Origin of the sequence: Pseudomonas putida, assembly GCF_009883635.2 — a bacterium.
In the GTDB taxonomy this organism is placed as follows: Bacteria; Pseudomonadota; Gammaproteobacteria; order Pseudomonadales; family Pseudomonadaceae; genus Aquipseudomonas; species Aquipseudomonas putida_W.
Genome location: NZ_CP026115.2, coordinates 4,060,278 through 4,083,194, shown reverse-complemented (window position 1 = coordinate 4,083,194; position 22,917 = coordinate 4,060,278). Strand labels below are relative to the sequence as shown.

Here is a 22,917-nt window from a genome sequence, read left to right as displayed (position 1 = left end):
TACATACCCTGCAGGAACCATGGTGCCTGCATCGCGAGCTACGCTCGCTCCTACACAGTCAAACGGGGCGACCTTGGTCGCCCCGCTCGGGTTTACGCTTGCTTATTCCTGCGGTGCCTCTTCGGCGCCTGCAGCTTCATCATCCGGCGCATCGGCCTCGACGCCCTCCTCGTCCGTCTCGATCACATCATCGAGCTCGTCCTCGGATGGCTCCTGGATACGCTCCAGGCCCACCAGCGTTTCATCGGCAGCCAGCTTGATCAGGGTCACGCCCTGAGTATTCCTGCTCAGGCTGGACACCTCGCCAACCCGGGTACGCACCAGCGTGCCCTGGTCGGAAATCAACATGATCTCCTCGCCATCCTGCACCTGAATGGCGCCGATCAGCAGACCGTTGCGCCCCTTGGTGCCCATGGCGATCACGCCCTGGCCACCACGGCCGCGACGCGGGAACTTGGACAGCGGGGTGCGCTTGCCAAAACCACGCTCGGAAGCGGTGAGGATCTGTGCGCCGGACTCCGGGATCAGCATCGAGATGATCTGCTGACCTTTGCCCAGCTTCATACCGCGCACACCACGAGCGGTACGGCCCATTTCACGGACCACGCTCTCGGCGAAGCGGATCACCTTGCCGGCGTCGGAGAACATCATGACTTCCTTGGCGCCATCAGTGATGGCCGCGGCAATCAAGGTATCGCCTTCCTTCAGCTTCAGGGCGATCAGGCCGTTGGAGCGCGGACGGGCGAACTGCACCAGCGGGGTCTTCTTGACGGTACCCGAGGCGGTGGCCATGAAGATGTACGCGCCAGTCGGCTCTGCCACCCATTCAGGGGTGTCGCCGTCTTCTTCGTCAACTTCCTCGGCCTCCACCAGCTCACCTTCGAGCACGGTGTCGTCAGCCTCTTCCAGCTCTTCGTCGAGGTCGGCGTTCTGCTGCAGCGCTTCGAGGTCGATCTGCAGCATGGCGGTGATGCGCTCACCCTCCTCCAGCGGCAGCAGGTTGACCAGCGGGCGACCACGGGCAGCACGGGACGCTTCAGGGATCTCGTAGGTTTTCTTCCAGTACACCTTGCCCTTGCTGGAGAACAGCAGCAGCGTGGCATGGCTGTTGGCGACCAGCAGGTGCTCGATGTAGTCCTCGTCCTTCACGCCGGTAGCCGACTTGCCCTTGCCGCCACGGCGCTGGGCCTGGTAAGCGGACAATGGCTGGGTCTTGGCATAACCACCGTGGGAAATGGTCACCACGCGCTCTTCTTCCGGGATCATGTCGCCGTAGTTGAGGTCGTGGGTGGCATTGAGGATTTCGGTGCGACGCGCATCGCCGTACTCGGCACGGATCGCTTCGAGCTCTTCGCGGATCACTTCCATCAGGCGCTGGGCGCTGCTGAGGATGCGGATCAGCTCGCCGATCTGCTCCAGGATCTCCTGGTACTCGGCCAGCAGCTTCTCGTGCTCCAGGCCGGTCAGGCGGTGCAGGCGCAGGTCGAGGATGGCCTGGGCCTGCTCCGGCGAAAGGTAATACTTGCCTTCACGCAGGCCGTACTGCTCCGGCAGGTCTTCAGGGCGGCAGGAGTCGGCGCCAGCGCGCTCGACCATGACCTGCACGGCGCTGGATTCCCACGGTGTGGAAACCAGGGCTTCCTTAGCTTCGGACGGCGTCGGCGAGGCCTTGATCAGGGCGATGACCGGGTCGATGTTGGACAGCGCGACCGCCTGGCCTTCAAGGATGTGGCCACGCTCGCGGGCCTTGCGCAGCTCGAACACGGTACGGCGGGTCACCACTTCGCGGCGGTGACGGACGAACGCTTCGAGCAGGTCCTTGAGGTTGAGCAGGCGCGGGCGACCGTCGACCAGGGCAACCACGTTGATACCGAACACGCTCTGCAGCTGGGTCTGCTGGTAGAGGTTGTTGAGCACCACCTCCGGCACCTCGCCGCGGCGCAGCTCGATGACGATGCGCATGCCGTCCTTGTCGGACTCGTCGCGCAGCTCGGTGATGCCTTCGATCTTCTTCTCTTTGACCAGCTCGGCGATCTTCTCGATCAGACGGGCCTTGTTCAGCTGGTACGGCAGCTCGGTGACGACGATCTGCTGGCGGCCACCGACCTTGTCGATGTCTTCGATCTCGGAACGGGCGCGCATGTAGATGCGGCCACGGCCGGTGCGGTAGGCCTCGATGATGCCCTGGCGGCCGTTGATGATACCGGCAGTCGGGAAGTCCGGCCCCGGGATGAACTGCATCAGTTCATCGATGGTGACTTCAGGGTTGTCGATCAGCGCCAGACAACCGTCGATGACTTCACCGAGGTTGTGCGGCGGGATGTTGGTCGCCATGCCCACGGCGATACCGCTGGAACCGTTGACCAGCAGGTTGGGGATACGGGTCGGCATGACCGCCGGGATCTGCTCGGTGCCATCGTAGTTGGGCACCCAGTCGACCGTCTCTTTGTGCAGGTCGGCCAGCAGCTCGTGGGCCAGCTTGGTCATGCGCACTTCGGTGTATCGCATGGCCGCGGCGTTGTCGCCGTCGACCGAACCGAAGTTGCCCTGACCGTCGACCAGCAGGTAGCGCAGCGAGAATGGCTGGGCCATACGCACGATGGTGTCGTAGACCGCAGTGTCGCCGTGCGGGTGGTACTTACCGATCACGTCACCGACCACACGGGCGGATTTCTTGTACGGCTTGTTCCAGTCGTTGCCCAGTTCGCTCATCGCATAGAGAACGCGACGATGCACGGGCTTCAAGCCATCACGCGCATCGGGCAGCGCTCGCCCGACAATCACGCTCATCGCGTAGTCGAGGTAAGACTGTCTCAGTTCGTCTTCGATATTGACCGGGAGGATTTCTTTGGCCAGTTCGCCCATGAGAAGCCTGATTCCTTTTTCTGGTGAAACTTCGCAGCTCCATCAAGGGCCGAACGAAGCTCGCCGCCGCAGCGCATAGGGGTGCGACGACTTACGACAAATCAATGAGTTGTTGCATGGATCTGCGCAATGAAGGCCGCCTTCGTGGGCGGTCTTGGAAACTGCCGGATGTTATCACAAAGGCGGGGCGGTGGGGAGATACGGCACTGGGGTGCTCGCCTTGTGTTTAGTGGCGCCTCGATCTCACCGGCGCTGAAAATCCCCCGCCCTACGCTTTGATCAATGCAACCGCTTGCGACACATCAGCTGGGCCAGCTTGGCGGTATCCGGTCGCTCGACGATGCCGCGCTCGGTGACGATCACGTCGACCAGGTCGGCCGGGGTCACGTCGAACACCGGGTTGAATGCCTCGACCTGCGGCGCCACGCGGGTGCCGGCGTAGTCCAGCAGCTCATCGGCCTCACGCTCTTCCAGCGGAATGTCCTCGCCAGTAGCCAGGTTGAGGTCGATGCTGGTGCTCGACGCCACCACCATGAAGCGCACGCCATGGTGCATGGCACTGACGGCCAGCTGATAGGTGCCGATCTTGCTCGCCACATCACCATTGGCGGCGATGCAGTCGGCGCCGACCACCACCCAGGTGATCCCCTTGGTCTTCATCAGGTGGGCCAGCGCCGAGTCAGCGCACAGGGTCACCGGGATGCCCTCGTTGGCCAGCTCCCAGGCCGTCAGGCGCGAACCCTGCAGCCAAGGGCGGGTCTCACCGGCATACACACGCTCGACCATTCCCTCCAGATAACCGGCGCGAATCACCCCCAGGGCCGTACCGATACCACCGCTGGCCAGGGCGCCGGCGTTGCCGTAGGTCAGCAAGGTCTGCTCGTTGCCCTGATGGCGACGGATCAGCTCGATGCCATGCTGGGCCATGGTCAGGTTGGCTTCGCGGTCACTTTCATGGATGGCAATCGCTTCGGCTTCCAGCACGGCCAGCACGTCTTCTTCGCCTCGCACACGCAACAGGCGCTCGCGCATGCGGTTCAGCGCCCAGAACAGGTTGGCTGCAGTGGGCCGGGCTTCGGCCAGGCTGAGGAAGTCCTCCTCCAGGTCCATTTCCCAGTCGCCGCCCTGGGCCAGGCGCTCTTCCAGGGCCAGCACCAGCCCATAGGCTGCAGCAATGCCAATGGCAGCGGCGCCACGCACGGCCATGTCGCGAATCGCCGCCGCCACCTGCGCGACATTGTCGCAGGTCAGCCAGCGTTCTTCCGACGGCAGCAGGCGCTGATCGAGCAAGTGCAGGACGCCGCCTTGCCAGCGCATCCCGGTCACCTTCTCCGCCGCCAAAAGTCGCTCGCGCATCGCCTCTCCCCGTCGTTCGGATATCAAAAGCCGACGATTATAGCGACCCTCGGCCGCAGACGCTCGGGTATACTGCGCCCCATTTGAAGTGCAAGTTCCAGAGGATTGTTCAATGAGCAACGTCGACCACGCCGAAATCGCCAAGTTCGAAGCCTTGGCCCACCGCTGGTGGGACCGTGAAAGCGAGTTCAAGCCGCTGCACGACATCAACCCGCTGCGCGTCAACTGGATCGATGAGCGCGTCGGCCTGGCGGGCAAGAAGGTGCTTGACGTCGGCTGCGGCGGCGGCATCCTCAGCGAGGCCATGGCCTTGCGCGGCGCCACCGTCACCGGCATCGACATGGGCGAGGCGCCACTGGCCGTTGCCCAGTTGCACCAGCTGGAGTCGGGCGTCGAGGTCGAATACCGGCAGATCACCGCCGAAGCCCTGGCTGAAGAGATGCCCGAGCAGTTCGACGTGGTCACCTGCCTGGAGATGCTCGAGCACGTGCCCGACCCGTCCTCGGTGATCCGCGCCTGCTACCGCATGGTCAAGCCTGGTGGCCAGGTGTTCTTCTCGACCATCAACCGCAACCCCAAGGCCTACCTGCTGGCCATCGTCGGCGCTGAATACATCCTGAAGATGCTGCCGCGCGGCACCCACGACTTCAAGAAGTTCATCCGCCCGTCCGAGCTGGGCGCCTGGAGCCGTGTCGCCGGCCTTGCCGTCAAGGACATCATCGGCTTGACCTACAACCCGCTGACCAAGCACTACAAGCTGAGCAGCGACGTTGACGTCAACTACATGATCCAGACCCTGCGCGAGGAATGAGCATGCGTTTGCGAGCAGTACTCTTCGACATGGACGGCACCCTGCTCGACACGGCGCCGGACTTCATCGCCATCTGCCAGGCCATGCTCGCCGAGCGCGGCCTGCCGGCCATCGATGACCAGCTGATCCGCGACGTGATCTCCGGCGGCGCCCGCGCCATGGTTGCCGCAACCTTCGCCATGGACCCCGAGGCCGAAGGCTTCGAGGCCCTGCGCCTGGAATTCCTCGAGCGCTACCAGCGCGACTGTGCCGTGCACAGCAAGCTGTTCGACGGCATGGGCGAGCTGCTGGCCGACATCGAAAAGGGCAACCTGCTGTGGGGCGTGGTGACCAACAAGCCAGTGCGCTTCGCTGAACCGATCATGCAGCAGCTGGGCCTAGCCAAGCGTTCGGCACTGCTGATCTGCCCGGACCACGTGAAGAACAGCAAGCCCGACCCTGAGCCGCTGATCCTCGCCTGCAAGACCCTGGACCTGGACCCGGCCAGCGTGCTGTTCGTCGGCGACGACCTGCGCGACATCGAGTCTGGCCGCGATGCCGGCACCCGCACGGCCGCGGTGCGCTACGGCTATATTCATCCAGAGGACAACCCGAACAACTGGGGCGCAGATGTGGTGGTGGACCACCCGCTGGAACTGCGCAAGGTGATCGACAGCGCCCTGTGCGGCTGCTGATCTCCCCCAGGCCCTACAAGGACACCTGACATGTTCGACTACACCGCCCGCCCCGGCCTGCTCGCTGGCCGCGTCATCCTGGTCACCGGTGCCGGCCGCGGCATCGGCGCCGCTGCCGCCAAGGCCTATGCCGCCCTGGGCGCCACCGTGCTGCTGCTGGGCAAGACCGAAGCCAACCTCAACGAGGTCTACGACCAGATCGAGGCCGCCGGCCACCCGCAGCCAGTGGTGATCCCGTTCAACCTGGAAACCGCCCTGCCCCATCAGTACGACGAGCTGGCAGTGATGATCGAGGAACAGTTCGGACGCCTCGACGGCTTGCTCAACAACGCCTCGATCATCGGCCCGCGCACGCCCCTGGAGCAGCTGTCGGGCGACAATTTCATGCGGGTGATGCACATCAACGTCGACGCCACCTTCATGCTCACCAGCACCCTCCTGCCGCTGCTCAAGTTGTCGGAGGACGCCTCGGTGGTGTTCACCTCCAGCAGCGTCGGGCGCAAGGGCCGGGCGTACTGGGGGGCCTACGGGGTGTCGAAGTTCGCCACCGAAGGGCTGATGCAGACCCTCGCCGACGAGCTGGAGGGCGTGGCGCCGGTGCGCTCCAACAGCATCAACCCGGGCGCCACGCGCACGGCGATGCGTGCCCAGGCGTACCCGAGCGAAAACCCGCAGAACAATCCGCTGCCGGAAGAGATCATGCCGGTCTATCTGTACCTGATGGGGCCGGATAGCAAAGACGTGAATGGGCAGGCGCTCAACGCCCAATAAGCCTTCCATTGCCTGTTCCGGCCTCTTCGCGGGGCAAGCCCGCTCCTACAGCTTGCCCGCGAAGGGGCCGGAACAGGTTTCAGCCGGCGGCCAAGGCCGGGCGCATGCGCCCTTGCTGGCGCCCTTCCAGTTGCATGCACCGCTCCAGGAACAGGTACATGCAGTCATAACTCTTGCAGATCGCCTTGCGCAGCTCGTTGCGCAGCCCCAGGGTCGGGTTCTCGCCCGCCAGCGTGCAGATGATCTCCAGCGCCTCCCACGGGTGCGCATCATCGTACTGGGCATGCATCTTCAGCCACTTCATCGCACGCTTGCGTACATCCTCCGGGAAACCCATGGCATAGGTGTCCTCGGCGCACACCACCGCTGACCACTCACCGGTCGCCCCCTCGATCGCATAGTTGGTCGCCGCCATGGCAATCGCCAGCGACTCGGTGGTGCAGACCCGCCAGCACCAGTCGTTCAGCCCATTCAGTTCTGGCGGCACATCCTGCGCCTGCAGGTCGTGCAGGTGCACGCCATGGGCATGGCACCAGTTCACCCAGTAGTCGGCATGGTTGAGCTCGACGCGGATGTTGCGCATCAGCCAGCGCCGCGCCATGTCCTCACCAGGATGGCGGGCATAGCGGGTCTTGGTCAGGTTGTGGGCCATGTACAGGGAAAACTGCTCGACCACCGGCCAGCCACCGATCAGGTACTGGCGAATGGTCGACTGGCGCAGCTCGCCATCACGCAGGCGCTGATAGAACTCGTGTTCGACCACCCGGCGCTTGCTCTCACGGCAATCCTCGATGAGTTGCTGGGCCCACTGGGGGTAACTGGCCGGGTCCATCAAGGGCCCGATACGTACGAATGCATCAATCACTTTCAGCTCCTTGATCCTTGTGATTTTGCGGACGTGTTTTCAGCGAAATGTACCTGGCGCCCGATGCAACAAGGGCCGCGCAGCAATCCGTTGGCGCTGCAGACTGTCACAGGTGAACACCTGTGGCCGTTCAATCAGATAGCCCTGGGCGTAATCCACGCCGATCTCCTGCAAGGCCTGCTCTATCAACGGTGTTTCGACGAACTCGGCGATGGTCCGCTTGCCCATGACGTGGCCGATGTGATTGATCACCTCGACCATGGCACGGTTAACCGGGTCGTCGAGCATATCTTTGACAAAACTTCCGTCGATCTTCAAGAAGTCGACGGGTAAATGTTTCAAATAGGCGAATGACGACATCCCGGCACAGAAGTCGTCCAGGGAGAACTTGCAACCCAGCCCCTTCAATTCATTGATGAAGCGGATGGCACTGCCGAGGTTGGCAATGGCACTGGTCTCAGTGATCTCGAAACAGATCATGCGCGGTGGAATGGCGTATTCGACGAACAACCGCTGCAGGTACTCGAGGAACTTATCGTCGCCGATGCTGGTGCCCGAAAGGTTGATCGCGCACATCGCCAGTGGCCCGTCCCGCCCCTCGTCCAGGCATTGGCGGATGACCTCGAATACGCTGCGCACCACCCAGCGGTCCAGCGCCGTCATCAGGCCATAGCGCTCGGCGGCCGGAATGAAGCTGTCCGGCAGGATGGTGCGACCGCTTTCGTCGTGCAGGCGCAGCAAGATCTCGATATGGCCTGGGCCCTCGATGGCCTTCAACGCGGCGATTTCCTGGCAATAGAGGCAGAAGCGGTTTTCCTCCAGGGCCACATGCAGGCGCTGGATCCAGGCCATTTCACCAAAGCGCATGGACAGCTCGCTGTCGTCGGCATGGTACACCTGGACCCGGTTACGGCCCTTTTCCTTGGCCATGTAGCAGGCCATGTCGGCAGCCCGCAACGAAGCCTCCAGCGTACCCGGCGCCTGCGCCATATGCACCAGGCCGATACTGACGGTGGTCACGAACGGCCTGCCCTTCCACACGAAGTGCAGGCTCTGCACGGCCTGGCGCAGGTTCTCGCCGATGCGCTCGGCCTGGTCGGCCGGGCAGTTTTCCAGCAGCACACCAAATTCATCGCCACCCAGGCGCGCGAGTGTATCGCCTTCACGCAGCCCCGACTGCAACACCGCACAGATGTGCCTGAGCAGCTCGTCACCGGCAGCATGGCCGCAGGTGTCGTTGACCAGCTTGAACTGGTCGAGGTCGAGGAACATCAACGAATGCCGCCCGGCTTGGCGCACCAGGCCATTGAGTGCCTGCTCCAGGCGATACTCGAATTCACGGCGGTTAGCCAGGCCGGTCAGGGCATCATGGGTGGCCTGCCAGGACAGGTTGGCGATGTACTGCCGCTCCTGGGTCATGTCGTGCAGCACCAGCACGATACCGGCCAGCTGGTCGTTATTGACGATCGGCGAGCCGACCAGGTTGACCGACACCGTACTGCCATCCAGGCGCTGGATCAGCCGGGAGTGCTCGGCGCCGCCCTTGAGGCTGCCATTGAGTACCTGCTCGACCAAGGTGCAGCCTTCGCCCTGCTCCTCCTCGTCGAGCAGGCTGAACAGCGCCCCCAGCGGCAGGCCCTGCGCCTGGCCGGACTGCCAGTGGGTCAGCTGCTCGGCAGCGGGGTTCATGTAGACGATATTGCCCTCGACATCGGCGGTGATCACCGCGTCGCCAATCGACTCGAGGGTGATCTGCGCCCGCTCTTTCTCCTCCCGCAGGGCACTGGCGAAGGCCTGGCGCTGGGCCAGCAGCTTGCTCGAGCGACGCCAGGCAATGGTAATGAGGAACAGTGCGGTCAGCAGGTTGGTGACCAGCAGCACCCGCAGGAGCATTCGCGAGCCCTCACCCAAGGCATCGCTGAAGGCCTTGGCTGCGGGCGTGACGCCTTCGTTGATGGCAACGATGCGGCTCTTCCAATCCTTGAGCTGGGTGGCGTCGACCTGGCCTGCGGCGATACTCGCGTGCATTTCGCTGGCCAGCACATCGAGCTTGATCAGGTAGTCATCGCCGATGTTCCAGTAGTCGATCGCCGTCTGCATGTAGCTGACCTGGCGGAAATTGCGGTAGAACCAGATGATCCGGTCAACATCGTCCGGGTGGTTGCCACCCTGCAGCACGGCCCGGCGGGCGCCTTCCAGGTCCGGGCTGGCCTGGTCCAGCAATTCACGCAGCTCGTGGTCGCCCTCGGGCACGGTAATGGCCTGGCGATAGCGCTGATAGGTGCGCTCGTCGCGGTCATCGGCATACAGGTTGAGGTAATAGATGGCGTCTTTCTGCGCCTTGGACCACAGGCTTTCACCGGCCACGTAGGCACGGACCGCCGACAATGCATAAAGGCTGAGGCTGCCCAGCAATACCTGGAATACAACAACGGCGATGAAGGGCCAGATGATACCTACCAACCTTGGCGCTTCTTGAGTGCGATTTCCCTTCATTTAGTCCCTGTCGCAGAGCAGATAAGACTTCGAATCAACCCAGACAAGCACAGCGTAGGCCATTTGCCATCTACATGGAGGGGAATTTTGAGGGGCGTTCGCCGCAGAATGGTCGGCGCCTGGGAGATCCAGCGCCCCACTACAAAACCCAAGCCGTCAGGTCTGCTGCAAATGCCCGTACAACTTGGCATATAACCCACCCTCGGCGATCAGCTGCTGATGGTCGCCATCCTCGGCCACATGGCCGCCGTCGAATACCAGCACGCGGTCGGCCTGCTTCACCGCCGACAAGCGGTGGGCAATGATCAGCGTGGTCCGGCCACTGAGGAAGCGCGCCAGTGCCTGGTGCAGGTTGTACTCGGTGGCGGCATCCAGCGCCGAGGTGGCCTCATCGAGAATGACCACCTTGGGTTCGGCCAGCACCATACGGGCAATTGCCAGGCGCTGACGCTGCCCACCGGACAGGCGCACCCCCGAGCGGCCGACCACGCTGTCCAGCCCTTGCGGCAAGGCGGCGATGGTGGCGTCCAACTGGGCAATACGCAGTGCCTGCCAGCAGGCCTCGTCGGTGCATTCGCGCCCCATGGTCAGGTTGGCGCGCACGCTGTCGTTGAACAGCGAGGGGTGCTGCAGCACCACTGCGACGTTCTCGCGCAAGGTCTCAAGGCCGATTTCCTGCAGGCTGGCACCGCCAAAGCGGATGGTCCCGGCCTGCGCGCTGTACAAGCCCAGCAGCAGCTGCACCAGGGTGCTCTTGCCGCCACCGCTGGCACCGACAATGGCTACTTTCTCACCGGGGGCAATGACCAGGTTCAACTGGTCCAGCACCGGCTCATCGGCATAGGCGAAGCGCAGGTCGCGCACCTCGATACCCACCGTCTCGCGGCCGGCGAACGGGTCGCTGGCGGCCGGGTACTGCGGTTCGTCGGCCCGCGACAGCAGCTCGTTGAGCCGGCTCAGCGCGCCGCCGGCGGCGTAGTAGGCATATTGCAGGTTCAGCAGTTGCTCTACCGGGCCGATCATGAACCACAGGTAACTGAACACTGCCAGCATCTGGCCGATCGACAGGTCGGAGAACAGGACGGTCAGCATCGCTGCCGCACGGAAAATATCGATACCGAACTGGAACAGCAGGCCACTGGCACGGCCACTGGCATCGCTCTTCCATTGCGATTCCACGGCATAGTCGCGCACTTCACGGGCCCGCAGGCCGAGGCGGCCGAGGAAGTAGCCCTGGCGGTTGCCGGCACGGATTTCCTGGATGGCATCCAGGGTTTCCGACAGCGCCTGGGTAAAGCGCGAAGTGCTGTCGTTCTCGAGTTTCTTCAGGTGCTTGACGCGCTTGCCCAACTGCACGGTGAAGTAGATCACCAGCGGGTTGAACAACAGGATCAGCAATGCCAGCTGCCAGTGCATCCAGATCAGGATCGCCGCCGTGCCGGTGAGGGTCAGCATGGCCACCAGGAAGCGGCTGAGGGTCTCGCCGACGAACTTGTCGAGGGTGTCCAGGTCGGTGACCAGGTGCGTGGTCACGGTGCCGCTGCCGAGGCTTTCGTATTCCTTGAGCGAGATGCGCTTGAGGCGCTCGATCAGGCGAATGCGCAGGCGGTAGACGATGTCCTTGGCCAACCCGGCGAACAGCTTGGCCTGCACCACGTTGAAGGCCAGTGCCGCCAGGCGCAGGCACAGCGTGGCCGCCAGCATCAGGCCGATGTAGCCGGCCGCCACTTGCCAGCTGCTCGGCAGCAAGTGGTTCATCCATTTCAGCGCGGCGTCGCCGTGGCCCAACAGCACTTCGTCGACCAGCAACGGCAGCAGCAGCGGAATCGGCACGCTGCAACAGGCCGCCAGTACGGCGACCAGGTTGGCGGTCCAGAGGTTTTTCTTGTGATGCAGGGCCAGGCGGCGGATTTCCGCCCAGCTCAGGCGATCGGACACAGCGGCGGGCTTCCCTGGCACAGGGTCTGGCGACCCTGGCAGATCAAGCACAGACGGCCTGCTGCAGCCAGCGGCCAAGCAGGGGTTGCAGGCTGTCCAGCGGCTGATAGCCGTTGGTCAGCAACGCCAGTTGGCCGTTGCGCTCGGCCAGCAGGGTCGGGAAGCCGGCGATGCCGAGGTCCTGCACCCAGCTGAAGTCCGCGCTGGTGGCAGCGCGGATGTCATGGCTGGCGAACTGCTGGGCGAAGCGCTCGCGGTCGAAGCCGGCCTGTTCGGCCAGCTCGACCAGTTGCGGGGCGCGGGTGACATCCACGCCCTGCTCGTAGAACGAACGCTGGATCAGCGCCAGCAGCGGCCAGACACGCTCGGCGTCCAGCTCGCGGGCAGTGACCAGGGCGCGACAGGCCGGTTCGGTGTCGTAGACGAAGCCATCAGGCATGGCGCCTTCGAAACGGAACGGCTGCCCGGTGGCTTCGGCCACCGCCTGCCAGTGCTCGAGGATGTACTTGCGGGTCGAGCCGTCCAGCGCGCTGCCGCCGCTGCGCAGGCCGCCCGGCACCAGCCGCGTGCTGACGCCCGCCTCGGCGGCCTGTGCGATCAGCGCCGCGGCCACTGGCGCGAACCCCCAGCACCAGGAGCACATCGGATCCATCACATAGATCAGGCGGGCGGTCATGGCTCAAGCCTCAGCTTTGTAGTTGTAACCAATCGGGTGTGGCTGGTTGCGGGCCTTGGCCAGCTCGATCTGCTTCTGTCGGTCGATGGCGCTGCGCCGGGTCTTTTCGCTCAGGGTGTCCCAGCAATGCGGGCAGCTCACGCCTGGCGAATAGTGCTCGGACTCGCGGTCCTTGGCATCGACCGGGTGGCGGCAGGCATGGCACTGGTCGTACTCGCCTTCGCTCAGGTCATGGCGCACCGTGACGCGGTTGTCGAAGACGAAACAGTCGCCGTCCCAGAGGCTTTCTTCCTGAGGCACTTCCTCGAAGTATTTCAGGACGCCACCCTTAAGATGATAGACCTCCTCGAAGCCTTCACCGAGCATGTAGCTGGAAGCTTTTTCGCAACGGATGCCACCGGTGCAGAACATCGCGACCTTCTTGTGCTTGCTCGGGTCGAAGTTGGCCTTGATGTACTCGGGGAACTCGCGGAAGGTCTCGGTCTTCGGGTCGATGGCGCCCTTGAAGGTGCCGATGGCCACTTCGTAGTCGTTGCGGGTGTCGATCAGCAGCACTTCCGGGTCACTGATCAGGGCGTTCCAGTCCTTGGGCTCGACATAGGTGCCGACGGCCTGGTTCGGGTCGACACCCGGCACGCCAAGGGTGACGATCTCTTTCTTGAGCTTGACCTTGGTGCGGTAGAAGGGCTGCTCGTCGCAGTAGGATTCCTTGTGGTCGACATCGACCAGGCGCGGGTCGTTGCGTAGCCAGGCGAGCAGGCCGTCGATGCCTTCGCGGGTGGCCGAAACGGTGCCGTTGATGCCTTCATGGGCCAGCAGCAAGGTGCCTTTGACGCCGTTGTCGAGCATGGCCTTGAGCAGTGGCTCACGCAGTTCGACGTAGTCTTCCAGGGTGACGAACTTGTACAGCGCCGCCACGACGATAGCTTGGGACATGAAATCGGTTCTCCAGGTGGTCACCCTCGTAAGGGGCGGACCGGAATGACAAATAAAAACGCGCCGACAAGCGGCGCGTTGGGCAGTCTACCAGATTGCCGGAAAGGATTCAGTGGCCGCCGCCAGCACACACCGGCGAAGCCGGCGCCACGCCCACCTTGGCCCACTCCTCGGCCGTGTAGGTGTGGATCGCCAGGGCGTGGATCTCGCCCATCAGCTCACCCATGGTGGCGTAGACCTTCTGGTGGCGCTTGACGCTGTTCAGCCCGGCAAACTGCTCGCTGACGATCACCGCCTTGTAGTGGGTTTCCTGGCCACGGCTGTGCATGTGGCTTTCGTTGAGCACTTCAAGGTGTTGCGGGGCCAGCGCGGCCAGTTGCTGCTCGATGCGTTGCTGCATGCTCATCGGGTGTTACTCACTTCTTGGCCGGGGCGGCGGCCTTGCCAGCGTTCGGGTCCAGCTCCTTGGTCATGTCGTCGAGCAGCTTGTTGACCACCGGCACGGCCGGCTCCAGGCTCTGCTGGGTCAGCTGGGCGGACTGCTGGGTGACTTTCGGCATCTGGGTCAGGACTTTCTTGCCCAGCGGCGACTCGTAGAACTTGACCAGGTCCTTGAGCTCCTGCTCGGTGAAGGTCTGGGTGTAGAGGTCGACCATCTTCGGCTTCAGCTTGTTCCAGCCGATGGCACCGTCCAGCGCAGCGTTGGCCTTGGCCTGGTAGCTCTCCAGTACTGCCTGCTTGCTGGCCGGGGCCTTGGTCTGGGCGAAGCGCTGGGCGAACATCTGCTGGACCTGCATGTACACCGGGGTGCCCAGCTTGTCGGCATGGGCCAGGGTCAGGAATTTCTCGGCGGCAGCGTTGTGGCTGGCGGTGGCAGCGAGCACCTGGCCGCTGGCACAGGCCAGGGCGACGGCAGCACAGAGGACACGGAGACGGGTCATTGCATTTCCTTCAGGAGGGGGAGGCGGTACCTCAGAGTAGAGCATTCTGCTCCCGTCGGGGCGCAGCGCTCAAGTGGCACGACGAGCGAATGAACCGCTCGATCGCATGAGGGCCTAAACTGCTGATTCTGACTGACAAAGGAGTGAACGCAGCATGAGCCGTATCGAGACAGACAGCCTGGGCCCGGTCGAAGTTCCTGAGGACGCCTACTGGGGCGCCCAGACCCAGCGCTCGCTGATCAACTTTGCCATCGGCAAGGAACGCATGCCGCTCGCGGTGCTGCACGCCCTGGCACTCATCAAGAAAGCCGCCGCGAGGGTCAACGACCGCAACGGCGACCTGCCAGCCGACATCGCCCGGCTGATCGAACAGGCTGCCGACGAAGTGCTCGATGGCGAGCACGACGACCAGTTCCCACTGGTGGTGTGGCAGACCGGCAGCGGCACCCAAAGCAACATGAACGTCAACGAGGTGATCGCCGGGCGCGCCAACGAGCTGGCCGGCAAGGGCCGCGGCGGCAAGGCGCCGGTGCACCCCAACGATCACGTCAACCGCTCGCAGAGCTCCAACGACTGCTTCCCCACCGCCATGCACATCGCCGCCGCCCAGGCGGTGCATGACAAACTGCTGCCGGCGATTGCCGAGCTGTCGGCGGGGCTGGCCGAGTTGTCGGCGCGCCACAGCAAGCTGGTCAAGACCGGCCGCACGCACATGATGGACGCCACGCCGATCACCTTCGGCCAGGAAGTGTCGGCCTTCGTCGCCCAGCTCGACTACGCCCAGCGCGCCATCCGCGCCACCTTGCCGGCGGTGTGCGAGCTGGCCCAGGGCGGTACCGCCGTGGGCACCGGGCTGAACGCCCCACATGGCTTTGCCGAAGCCGTGGCCGCCGAGCTGGCCGCCCTCTCCGGCCTGCCCTTCATCACTGCCCCCAACAAGTTCGCCGCCCTCGCCGGCCATGAGCCGCTGACCAGCCTGGCCGGCGCCCTTAAGACCCTGGCAGTGGCGCTGATGAAGATCGCCAACGACCTGCGCCTGCTCGGCTCCGGCCCGCGCGCGGGGCTGGCAGAAGTACGCCTGCCGGCCAACGAGCCGGGCAGCTCGATCATGCCGGGCAAGGTCAACCCGACCCAGTGCGAAGCGCTGTCGATGCTGGCCTGCCAGGTATTGGGCAACGACGCGGCAATCGGCTTTGCCGCCAGCCAGGGGCACCTGCAACTGAACGTGTTCAAGCCGGTGATCATCCACAACTTGCTGCAGTCGATCGAGCTGCTGGCCGATGGCTGCAGCAACTTCCAGCAGCACTGCGTGGCCGGCATCGAGCCGGATGCGGAGCAGATGGCGGCGCATCTGGAGCGCGGCCTGATGCTGGTGACGGCGCTGAACCCGCACATTGGCTATGACAAGGCGGCGGAGATTGCCAAGAAGGCCTACAGCGAGGGCAAGACCTTGCGCGAAGCGGCGCTGGAGTTGAATTACCTGACCAATGAGCAGTTCGACCAGTGGGTAAGGCCGGAGAACATGCTGGCGCCCGGCGGCAAGGGCTGAGTCGGCTTTTAAAGCTGGCGCGATCCTTGTGGGAGCCGCGCTTGCCGGCGATGGGCCGCAAAGCGGCCCCGGCAATTTAGGCAGCAACCTTGAAATCGTGGGGCCGCTTCGCGCCCCATCGCCGGCAAGCGCGGCTCCCACAAGTACAGCGCACACCTGGAAGCCGGTGACAGTCCTGTTGAAACGCGCAATCCTATGCCAGGCGCGCTCTTCTGGCCTTCCACCCGGCCACCAGCGAAGGCCCCAGAGCCACCAGGCTAGAGCCCGCCACCACCGTCACCGCCCCCACATAGCCCAGGGTATTGATATCCTCGGCCTGCACATATTCCGGCCACACCACAGCCGCCAGCGCCACCGCGACAAAGGTCACCAGCGGTGTCAGCGCCAGCGTGGCACTCACCCGCGATGCCTCCCAGTGCGCCAGCGCCTCGGCAAACGCGCCATACGCCACCAGGGTGTTCAGGCAACAGGCCAGCAGCAGCCACCCCTGCACCGGCGTCAATTGCAGCGCCTCCAGCGGATGCACCCAAGGCGTCAGCAGCGCCGCACAGCTCAGGTAGATGACCATCATCACCTGCTGCGAATGCCATACCGTCAGCAGCTGCTTCTGGCTCAGGGCATAGAACACCCAGATGCTGGTGGCCAGCAGGACGGTCAGGACCCCCGTGGTGTATGCGCCCAGCGAAGTCAGCAACTCTTCCAGGCGCTGGTTGAAGAACAGGCCAAAACCGCCCAGCAGCACCAGCAGGCCGATGCCCTGCCCCAGGCTGAAGCGCTCCTTGAATACCAGAACGCTAGCCACCAGCAACAGCACTGGCCCCATCTGCACCACCAGCTGGGCGGTGCCAGGGCTCAGCAGGTTCAGGCCGATCAGGTACAACACGTAGTTGCCCATCAGCCCGAACACGGCCACCACGATCAGGGCCCTGCCCTTGGGTGCCAGCTTGCGCAGCGAAGGCAGGCGCCGCTGGGCCGCCAGCCAGGCGAACAGCACACCGCCGGAGACCAGCAGGCGGTACCAGGTGACGGTCATCGGGTCGACCACCTGCAGTACCTGCTTGAGTTTGATCGGCAGGACGCCCCAGAGCAGCGCGGTCAGCAGTGCCAGGAACAGGCCGTAGCCCCAACGGCCGGAAGTTGTGTGCATACAGTCCTCGAATTAGCCCTTGGTGGGGGTAACCGAATTCTAAGGGCTTGGCGCACCGAGCCGGAGGAAAATGCCGGGAAATAAATTCATCGGGTCATTCCCTCACGGCATGCCTGGCTATTTCTTGTCCTTGGCGAAGGCCGCCTCCAGCGCCTCGTTGATCGTGCGCAGCACCTTCACCCGTGCCCAGCGCTTGTCGTTGGCTTCGACCAGCGTCCAGGGCGCGATCTCGCTGCTGGTGCGGTCGACCATGTCGCCCACGGCCTGGGTGTAGTCGTCCCACTTGTCGCGGTTGCGCCAGTCGTCTTCGGTGATCTTGTAGCGCTTGAACGGGATCTGCTCACGCTCTTCAAAGCGCTCCAGCTGGGTCTGCTGGTCGATCGCCAGCCAGAACTTGACCAGCACCACGCCCGCATTGACCAACTGCTCCTCGAAATCGTTGATTTCGCCATAGGCGCGCATCCAGTCGGCTGGCGTGCAGAACCCCTCGATGCGCTCAACCAGCACCCGGCCGTACCAGGAGCGGTCGAAGATGGTGAACTTGCCGCGCGCCGGAATGTGCCGCCAGAAGCGCCACAGGTACGGCTGCGCCCGCTCTTCCTCGGTGGGCGCGGCAATCGGCACGATCCGGTACTGTCGCGGGTCGAGTGCGGCGGCGACGCGGCGGATGGCCCCGCCCTTGCCAGCCGCATCATTGCCCTCGAAGGCGGCCACCAAGGCATGCCGGCGCATATGCTTGTGGCGCAGCAGGCCAGCCAGCCGGGCCTGCTCGGTGACCAGCTGTTCCTGGTAGTCGTGCTTGTCCAGGCGCAGGGTCATGTCCAGCGCACCCAGCAAGTTGCGCTGGTCGATGCTGCGACCCAGCGGCGCGATATTGCCCTGGTGCTTGCCCTTGGGGTTGACGGCGAGTGCGGCCTGCAGGCTATCGAGCAGGATGCGGCCCACGGCCAGGCTACGGTAGTGCGGGTCGACACCCTCGACCACATGCCAGGGTGCGTAGTCGCGGCTGGTGCGGCGCAGCACACGCTCGCCGAAGCGCACGAAACGGTCGTAGGTTTCCGATTGCTGCCAGTCCAGCGGGCTGATCTTCCAGCTGTGCAACGGGTCGTCCTTGAGCGATTTCAGGCGCGCCTTCATCTGCTTCTTGGACAGGTGGAACCAGAACTTGATGATCAGCGCGCCTTCGTCGCAGAGCATCTGCTCCAGGCGCTCGGCCCCGGCAATGGCCTGGTCGAGCACGGCATCCTTGAACACGCCATGCACCCGGCCCTGGAGCATCTGGCTGTACCAGTTGCCGAAGAACACGCCCATCCGCCCTTTCGGCGGGAGCGCTCGCCAGTAGCGCCAGGCCGGGGGCCGGGCCAGTTCTTCGTCGGTCTGCTGGTCGAAGGTGAGCACGTCGATCATGCGCGGGTCCATCCACTCGTTGAGCAGCTTGACCGTTTCGCCCTTGCCGGCGCCTTCGACGCCATTGATCAGCACGATCACCGGGAAACGCGCCTGCTGCTTGAGTTCGTACTGGGCCTCCAGCAGCGCCTCGCGCAGGGCGGGGACTTCTGCGTCGTAGGTTTCCTTGTCGATGCTGTGACCGATTTCCGCAGATTCGAACATGCACTGGCTCCTTCATTGGATAAGCAAGACTAGCGGATTTGCAGAGTGCCTGTGCAAACCCAGATGGCATAAAATCCGTACATCCGCTGCAACCGAGCCAATCATGTCCACCCTTCTCCAGCATGCCCAGATCGACTGGGACGACCAGGGCCGCCCTCACTCGCGGCAGTACGACGACGTCTATTTCTCCAAGAATGAAGGCACCGACGAAACCCGCTACGTGTTCCTCGAGCAGACCCGCCTGGCGCAGCGCTTCGCCGACCTGGCGCCACACGGCTGCCTGGTGATCGGCGAGACCGGTTTCGGCACCGGCATGAACTTCTTCTGCGCCTGGCAGCTGTTCGCCGAACAGGCCCACGCCGATGCGCGCCTGCACTTCATCAGTGTCGAGAAGTACCCGCTCGGCCATGACGACATGGCCCGTGCCGTGCGCCTGTGGCCCGAGATGGCGGCTTTCACCGAACCGTTCCTGGCGCAGTACGTGGCGATACATCCGGGTTTCCAGCAATTCAGCTTCGACAATGGCCGGGTCACTCTGACCCTGCTGATCGGTGACGTACTGGAACAACTGCCGCAGCTCGACGCGCAGATCGACGTGTGGTTCCTCGACGGCTTCGCTCCCGCGAAAAACCCTGACATGTGGACCCCCGAGCTGTTCGCGCAACTGGCCAGGCTGGCGCATGCCGGTACCGCGTTGGCTACCTTCACCACCACCGGCTGGGTACGACGCGGGCTGATCGATGCCGGCTTCACCATGAAGAAGATCCCTGGCATCGGCAAGAAGTGGGAGGTGATGAGTGGAGAATACACCGGGCATCCATCCGCAGTCGGCGCAGCGCCCTGGTACGCACGCCCTGCCCCTGTGGCCGGCCCGCGCCAGGCACTGGTGATCGGTGCCGGCCTGGCGGGCAGCGCGAGTGCCGCCAGCCTGGCCGCACGCGGCTGGCAGGTGACGGTACTGGAGCGCCACGATGCGCCTGCCCGGGAAGCCTCGGGCAATCCGCAGGGCGTGCTGTACCTGAAGCTGTCCGCCCATGGCACCGCCCTGTCGCAGATGATCCTGTCCGGTTTCGGCTTCACCCGGCGCCAGCTCGAACGCTTGCAGCGTGGCCGCGACTGGGATGCTTGCGGCGTGCTGCAGCTGGCCTTCGACAGCAAGGAAGGCGAGCGCCAGGCCAAGCTTGCCGAGGCCTTCGACAGTAGCCTGCTACGGGCACTTGAGCAGGCCGAAGCCGAGGCGATTGCCGGGGTGGCGCTGCCGGCAGGCGGCCTGTTCTACCCGGAAGGTGGCTGGGTGCACCCTCCCGCGCTGTGCGAGGCGCAGCTGCAGCATCCGGGTATTCGCGTTCAGCTGCACCAGAACGTGGTCGAACTGCGCAAGGCCGACGGCCTCTGGCAGGCGTGGGATGGCGAGCGTTTACTGGCCAGCGCGCCCCTGGTGGTGCTGGCCGGGGCCGCCGATGTGCGCCGTTTCGAGCCTTGCGCGCAGTTGCCGCTCAAGCGCATTCGCGGGCAGATCACCCGCCTGCCGGCCACCGCGGCCAGCCGAGCATTGAGTACTGTGGTCTGTGCCGATGGCTACGTCGCACCGCCCCGGCGTGATGAGCACACCTTGGGCGCCAGTTTCGATTTCCATAACGACGACCTGACGCCAACGGTCGCCGAGCATCAGGGCAACCTGGCATTGCTGGACGAGATTTCCACCGACCTGGCCTCGCGCCTGGGGGTAGAGGCACTCGACGTCGAGCAGTTGCAGGGCCGTGCTGCGTTTCGTTGCACCAGCCCCGACTACCTGCCGATAGTCGGGCCGGTGGCCGACCCTGCGTTGTTTGCCGAGGCTTATGCCGTGCTCGGCAAGGATGCGCGGCAGGTGCCGGAGGTGGCGTGCCCGTGGCTGGACGGGCTGTATGTCAACAGTGGGCATGGCTCGCGGGGATTGATTACAGCGCCGTTGAGTGGCGAGCTGATTGCAGCATGGGCCAGTGGTGAGCCATTGCCGTTGCCACGGGCAGTGGCTGAAGCCTGCCATCCTAACCGGTTCATGTTACGCAAGATTATTCGTGGGAAGTGAGTGTGGTTGCAGGTGCAGGACAGTGGATTTGCAGCGCCGTTGAGATCGAGCGCCGCCCGCGCGGCGCATCGCGAGCTGCGCTCGCTCCTACGTTTGTTTCGGGCCATTAATGCCTGTGACAGGCGCGCGCGACCGCCTAGGTGGTACGGCGCGACATCGAGCCATGCGCGAAGGCGTGCGCGCGCAAATGCCACAGGAAACATTGGCCCGAAACAAACGTAGGAGCGAGCGCAGCTCGCGATGCGCCGCGCGGGCGGCGCTCGATCTCAACGCCCACAAAAAACCATCGCCAAACACCCCCGCCCTCACGCCCCATATAACATATTGATCTAAAACTCCCGCAAACCACACGGGTCAGTTCCTTACAGGGTGCCCTAATCCGGGGCACTCATTCCCCAACGGAAAAACCGGTAAGGACCTATGTGCGGATTAGCAGGAGAGTTGCGTTTCACCCCCATCGACCAAGCCCCTCGCCCAGCCGACCTGGCTGCGGTAGAGCGCATCACCCATCACCTGGCGCCTCGCGGCCCAGACGCGTGGGGCTTCCATAGCCAGGGCCCGATCGCCCTCGGCCACCGCCGGCTGAAGATCATGGACCTGTCCGACGGTTCGGCACAGCCGATGGTCGACAATACCCTGGGCCTGTCGCTGGCCTTCAACGGCGCCATCTACAACTTCCCGGAACTGCGCCAGGAGCTGCAGGACCTGGGCTACAGCTTCTGGTCCGAAGGCGACACCGAAGTGTTGCTCAAGGGCTACCACGCCTGGGGAGCCGCCCTGCTGCCCAAGCTCAACGGCATGTTCGCCCTGGCTATCTGGGAGCGCGACAACCAGCGCCTGTTCCTGGCCCGCGACCGCCTCGGCGTCAAGCCGCTGTACCTGTCGCGCAACGGCGAGCGCCTGCGCTTCGCCTCGACCCTGCCGGCGCTGCTCAAGGGTGGCGACATCGACCCGATGATCGACCCGGTGGCACTCAACCACTACCTCAACTTCCATGCCGTGGTGCCTGCACCGCGCACGTTGCTGGCCAATGTGCAGAAGCTCGAGCCCGGCACCTGGATGCGCGTCGACCGCCACGGTGAAGTCGAGCGCCAGACCTGGTGGCAGCTGAAGTACGGTCCCAACCTGGACGAGCGCGATCTCGACCTGGAAGACTGGACCACCCGCGTACTCGACGCCACCCGCGACGCCGTGGCGATCCGCCAGCGCGCCGCCGTGGACGTGGGTGTGCTGCTGTCTGGCGGTGTCGACTCCAGCCTGCTGGTCGGCCTTTTGCGCGAGGTCGGCGTGGACGACCTGTCGACCTTCTCCATCGGTTTCGAGGATGCCGGCGGCGAACGCGGTGACGAATTCCAGTATTCCGACCTGATCGCCAAACATTACGGCACCCACCACCACCAGCTGCGCATCGCTGAACACGAGATTATCGAGCAGTTGCCGGCCGCCTTCCGCGCCATGAGCGAACCAATGGTCAGCCACGACTGCATCGCCTTCTACCTGCTGTCGCGGGAGGTGGCCAAGCATTGCAAGGGCGTGCAGAGCGGCCAAGGCGCCGACGAGCTGTTCGCCGGCTACCACTGGTACCCGAAAGTGGACGGTGCCGACGATGCCTTCGCCGCCTACCGTGACGCCTTCTTCGACCGCAGCCATGACGAGTACCGCGACACGGTCCAGGCCCCTTGGCTGCTGGAAACCGATGCCGCCGGCGATTTCGTCCGCGAACACTTCGCCCGCCCCGGCGCCGCCGATGCCGTGGACAAGGCCTTGCGCCTGGACAGCACGGTGATGCTGGTCGACGACCCGGTCAAACGGGTCGACAACATGACCATGGCCTGGGGCCTGGAGGCGCGCACGCCGTTTCTCGACTACCGCCTGGTCGAGCTGTCGGCGCGCATTCCAGCCCGCTTCAAGCTGCCCGACGGTGGCAAGCAGGTGCTCAAGCAGGCCGCACGGCGGGTGATCCCTCACGAGGTGATCGACCGCAAGAAGGGCTACTTCCCGGTGCCCGGCCTCAAACACCTGGAGGGCGCGACCCTGGGCTGGGTGCGCGACTTGCTGACCGACCCGAGCCAGGACCGCGGCCTGTTCAACCCGGCGATGCTCGACCGCCTGCTGAGCAACCCGCACGGCCAGCTCACCCCGCTGCGCGGCTCCAAGCTGTGGCAGCTGGCGGCCCTGAACCTGTGGCTCAGCGAACAAGGAATCTGACC

General features: G+C 64.3%; 17 protein-coding genes. 6 read left to right on the top strand and 11 right to left on the bottom strand.

Annotation, left to right across the window (positions count from 1 at the left end; translation table 11 throughout):
• Nucleotides 1–102: 102 nt before the first annotated feature.
• Together gyrA and mtnA are read right to left on the bottom strand one after the other, a co-directional pair.
• Nucleotides 103–2,865, bottom strand: coding sequence for a DNA gyrase subunit A (gene gyrA / locus C2H86_RS18635; protein ID WP_159409288.1), 2,763 nt, complete (start codon nucleotides 2,863–2,865; stop codon nucleotides 103–105).
• Between the two features lie 279 nt (nucleotides 2,866–3,144).
• On the bottom strand, nucleotides 3,145–4,221 hold the full coding sequence (mtnA, locus tag C2H86_RS18630) for an S-methyl-5-thioribose-1-phosphate isomerase (RefSeq protein WP_159409287.1): 1,077 nt from the start codon (nucleotides 4,219–4,221) through the stop codon (nucleotides 3,145–3,147).
• Between the two features lie 112 nt (nucleotides 4,222–4,333).
• Here mtnA and ubiG point away from each other — a divergent pair, with 112 nt between their 5' ends.
• From ubiG to C2H86_RS18615, 3 genes are read left to right on the top strand one after another with little or no spacing between them, the layout of a single operon-like run.
• The gene (gene ubiG / locus C2H86_RS18625; protein ID WP_152954193.1) at nucleotides 4,334–5,032 is read left to right on the top strand and encodes a bifunctional 2-polyprenyl-6-hydroxyphenol methylase/3-demethylubiquinol 3-O-methyltransferase UbiG; all 699 of its coding nucleotides are present in this window, start codon (nucleotides 4,334–4,336) and stop codon (nucleotides 5,030–5,032) included.
• Nucleotides 5,033–5,034: 2 nt separating this feature from the next.
• Complete coding sequence (gene mupP / locus C2H86_RS18620) at nucleotides 5,035–5,706, top strand: N-acetylmuramic acid 6-phosphate phosphatase MupP (RefSeq protein ID WP_159409286.1); 672 nt, start codon at nucleotides 5,035–5,037, stop codon at nucleotides 5,704–5,706.
• 30 nt (nucleotides 5,707–5,736) lie between these two features.
• Nucleotides 5,737–6,477, top strand: coding sequence for a YciK family oxidoreductase (locus C2H86_RS18615; protein ID WP_110639597.1), 741 nt, complete (start codon nucleotides 5,737–5,739; stop codon nucleotides 6,475–6,477).
• 79 nt (nucleotides 6,478–6,556) lie between these two features.
• Here C2H86_RS18615 and C2H86_RS18610 read toward each other — a convergent pair whose 3' ends face one another.
• The 7 genes from C2H86_RS18610 to C2H86_RS18580 all read right to left on the bottom strand — a co-directional run bounded on the left by C2H86_RS18610 (nucleotide 6,557) and on the right by C2H86_RS18580 (nucleotide 14,329).
• Nucleotides 6,557–7,342: a TenA family transcriptional regulator gene (locus tag C2H86_RS18610; RefSeq protein WP_159409285.1), complete on the bottom strand. Its 786-nt coding sequence runs from the start codon at nucleotides 7,340–7,342 to the stop codon at nucleotides 6,557–6,559.
• Between the two features lie 39 nt (nucleotides 7,343–7,381).
• Nucleotides 7,382–9,838: an EAL domain-containing protein gene (locus C2H86_RS18605; protein ID WP_159409284.1), complete on the bottom strand. Its 2,457-nt coding sequence runs from the start codon at nucleotides 9,836–9,838 to the stop codon at nucleotides 7,382–7,384.
• A gap of 156 nt (nucleotides 9,839–9,994) precedes the next feature.
• Nucleotides 9,995–11,827, bottom strand: coding sequence for an ABC transporter ATP-binding protein (locus C2H86_RS18600; protein ID WP_159409283.1), 1,833 nt, complete (start codon nucleotides 11,825–11,827; stop codon nucleotides 9,995–9,997).
• The gene (locus C2H86_RS18595; RefSeq protein WP_159409282.1) at nucleotides 11,820–12,452 is read right to left on the bottom strand and encodes a DsbA family protein; all 633 of its coding nucleotides are present in this window, start codon (nucleotides 12,450–12,452) and stop codon (nucleotides 11,820–11,822) included. Before C2H86_RS18595 ends, C2H86_RS18600 begins: the two co-directional genes overlap by 8 nt.
• A gap of 3 nt (nucleotides 12,453–12,455) precedes the next feature.
• Entirely contained in the window at nucleotides 12,456–13,388 is a 933-nt protein-coding gene (locus tag C2H86_RS18590; protein ID WP_159409281.1) for a rhodanese-related sulfurtransferase, read from the bottom strand.
• A gap of 109 nt (nucleotides 13,389–13,497) precedes the next feature.
• Nucleotides 13,498–13,794: a BolA family protein gene (locus C2H86_RS18585; RefSeq protein ID WP_027918171.1), complete on the bottom strand. Its 297-nt coding sequence runs from the start codon at nucleotides 13,792–13,794 to the stop codon at nucleotides 13,498–13,500.
• A 10-nt stretch (nucleotides 13,795–13,804) separates the two neighbouring features.
• Nucleotides 13,805–14,329 (bottom strand): DUF2059 domain-containing protein, encoded by a 525-nt coding sequence (locus C2H86_RS18580; RefSeq protein ID WP_159409280.1) that lies wholly within the window; start codon nucleotides 14,327–14,329, stop codon nucleotides 13,805–13,807.
• A gap of 154 nt (nucleotides 14,330–14,483) precedes the next feature.
• Here C2H86_RS18580 and C2H86_RS18575 point away from each other — a divergent pair, with 154 nt between their 5' ends.
• Nucleotides 14,484–15,878, top strand: a complete 1,395-nt coding sequence (locus C2H86_RS18575; protein WP_159409279.1) for a class II fumarate hydratase — start codon at nucleotides 14,484–14,486, stop codon at nucleotides 15,876–15,878.
• 193 nt (nucleotides 15,879–16,071) lie between these two features.
• Here C2H86_RS18575 and C2H86_RS18570 read toward each other — a convergent pair whose 3' ends face one another.
• Nucleotides 16,072–17,025 (bottom strand): DMT family transporter, encoded by a 954-nt coding sequence (locus C2H86_RS18570; protein WP_159409278.1) that lies wholly within the window; start codon nucleotides 17,023–17,025, stop codon nucleotides 16,072–16,074.
• A gap of 117 nt (nucleotides 17,026–17,142) precedes the next feature.
• Nucleotides 17,143–18,636: a polyphosphate:AMP phosphotransferase gene (gene pap, locus C2H86_RS18565; protein WP_159409277.1), complete on the bottom strand. Its 1,494-nt coding sequence runs from the start codon at nucleotides 18,634–18,636 to the stop codon at nucleotides 17,143–17,145.
• Nucleotides 18,637–18,739: 103 nt separating this feature from the next.
• Here pap and mnmC point away from each other — a divergent pair, with 103 nt between their 5' ends.
• Both mnmC and C2H86_RS18555 read left to right on the top strand, forming a co-directional pair.
• Entirely contained in the window at nucleotides 18,740–20,707 is a 1,968-nt protein-coding gene (mnmC, locus tag C2H86_RS18560) for a bifunctional tRNA (5-methylaminomethyl-2-thiouridine)(34)-methyltransferase MnmD/FAD-dependent 5-carboxymethylaminomethyl-2-thiouridine(34) oxidoreductase MnmC (protein WP_159409276.1), read from the top strand.
• Between the two features lie 420 nt (nucleotides 20,708–21,127).
• Nucleotides 21,128–22,915 carry an N-acetylglutaminylglutamine amidotransferase gene (locus C2H86_RS18555; RefSeq protein ID WP_159409275.1) on the top strand — a complete coding sequence of 596 codons (1,788 nt, stop codon included), beginning with the start codon at nucleotides 21,128–21,130 and terminating at the stop codon, nucleotides 22,913–22,915.
• Nucleotides 22,916–22,917: the final 2 nt, after the last annotated feature.

Coding starts and splice junctions, on each gene's coding strand:
- gyrA (WP_159409288.1), bottom strand. CDS start 2,865: ATGGGCGAACTGGCCAAAGAAATCCTCCCGGTCAATATCGAAGACGAA.
- mtnA (WP_159409287.1), bottom strand. CDS start 4,221: ATGCGCGAGCGACTTTTGGCGGCGGAGAAGGTGACCGGGATGCGCTGG.
- ubiG (WP_152954193.1), top strand. CDS start 4,334: ATGAGCAACGTCGACCACGCCGAAATCGCCAAGTTCGAAGCCTTGGCC.
- mupP (WP_159409286.1), top strand. CDS start 5,035: ATGCGTTTGCGAGCAGTACTCTTCGACATGGACGGCACCCTGCTCGAC.
- C2H86_RS18615 (WP_110639597.1), top strand. CDS start 5,737: ATGTTCGACTACACCGCCCGCCCCGGCCTGCTCGCTGGCCGCGTCATC.
- C2H86_RS18605 (WP_159409284.1), bottom strand. CDS start 9,838: ATGAAGGGAAATCGCACTCAAGAAGCGCCAAGGTTGGTAGGTATCATC.
- C2H86_RS18595 (WP_159409282.1), bottom strand. CDS start 12,452: ATGACCGCCCGCCTGATCTATGTGATGGATCCGATGTGCTCCTGGTGC.
- C2H86_RS18590 (WP_159409281.1), bottom strand. CDS start 13,388: ATGTCCCAAGCTATCGTCGTGGCGGCGCTGTACAAGTTCGTCACCCTG.
- C2H86_RS18585 (WP_027918171.1), bottom strand. CDS start 13,794: ATGAGCATGCAGCAACGCATCGAGCAGCAACTGGCCGCGCTGGCCCCG.
- C2H86_RS18580 (WP_159409280.1), bottom strand. CDS start 14,329: ATGACCCGTCTCCGTGTCCTCTGTGCTGCCGTCGCCCTGGCCTGTGCC.
- C2H86_RS18575 (WP_159409279.1), top strand. CDS start 14,484: ATGAGCCGTATCGAGACAGACAGCCTGGGCCCGGTCGAAGTTCCTGAG.
- C2H86_RS18570 (WP_159409278.1), bottom strand. CDS start 17,025: ATGCACACAACTTCCGGCCGTTGGGGCTACGGCCTGTTCCTGGCACTG.
- pap (WP_159409277.1), bottom strand. CDS start 18,636: ATGTTCGAATCTGCGGAAATCGGTCACAGCATCGACAAGGAAACCTAC.
- mnmC (WP_159409276.1), top strand. CDS start 18,740: ATGTCCACCCTTCTCCAGCATGCCCAGATCGACTGGGACGACCAGGGC.
- C2H86_RS18555 (WP_159409275.1), top strand. CDS start 21,128: ATGTGCGGATTAGCAGGAGAGTTGCGTTTCACCCCCATCGACCAAGCC.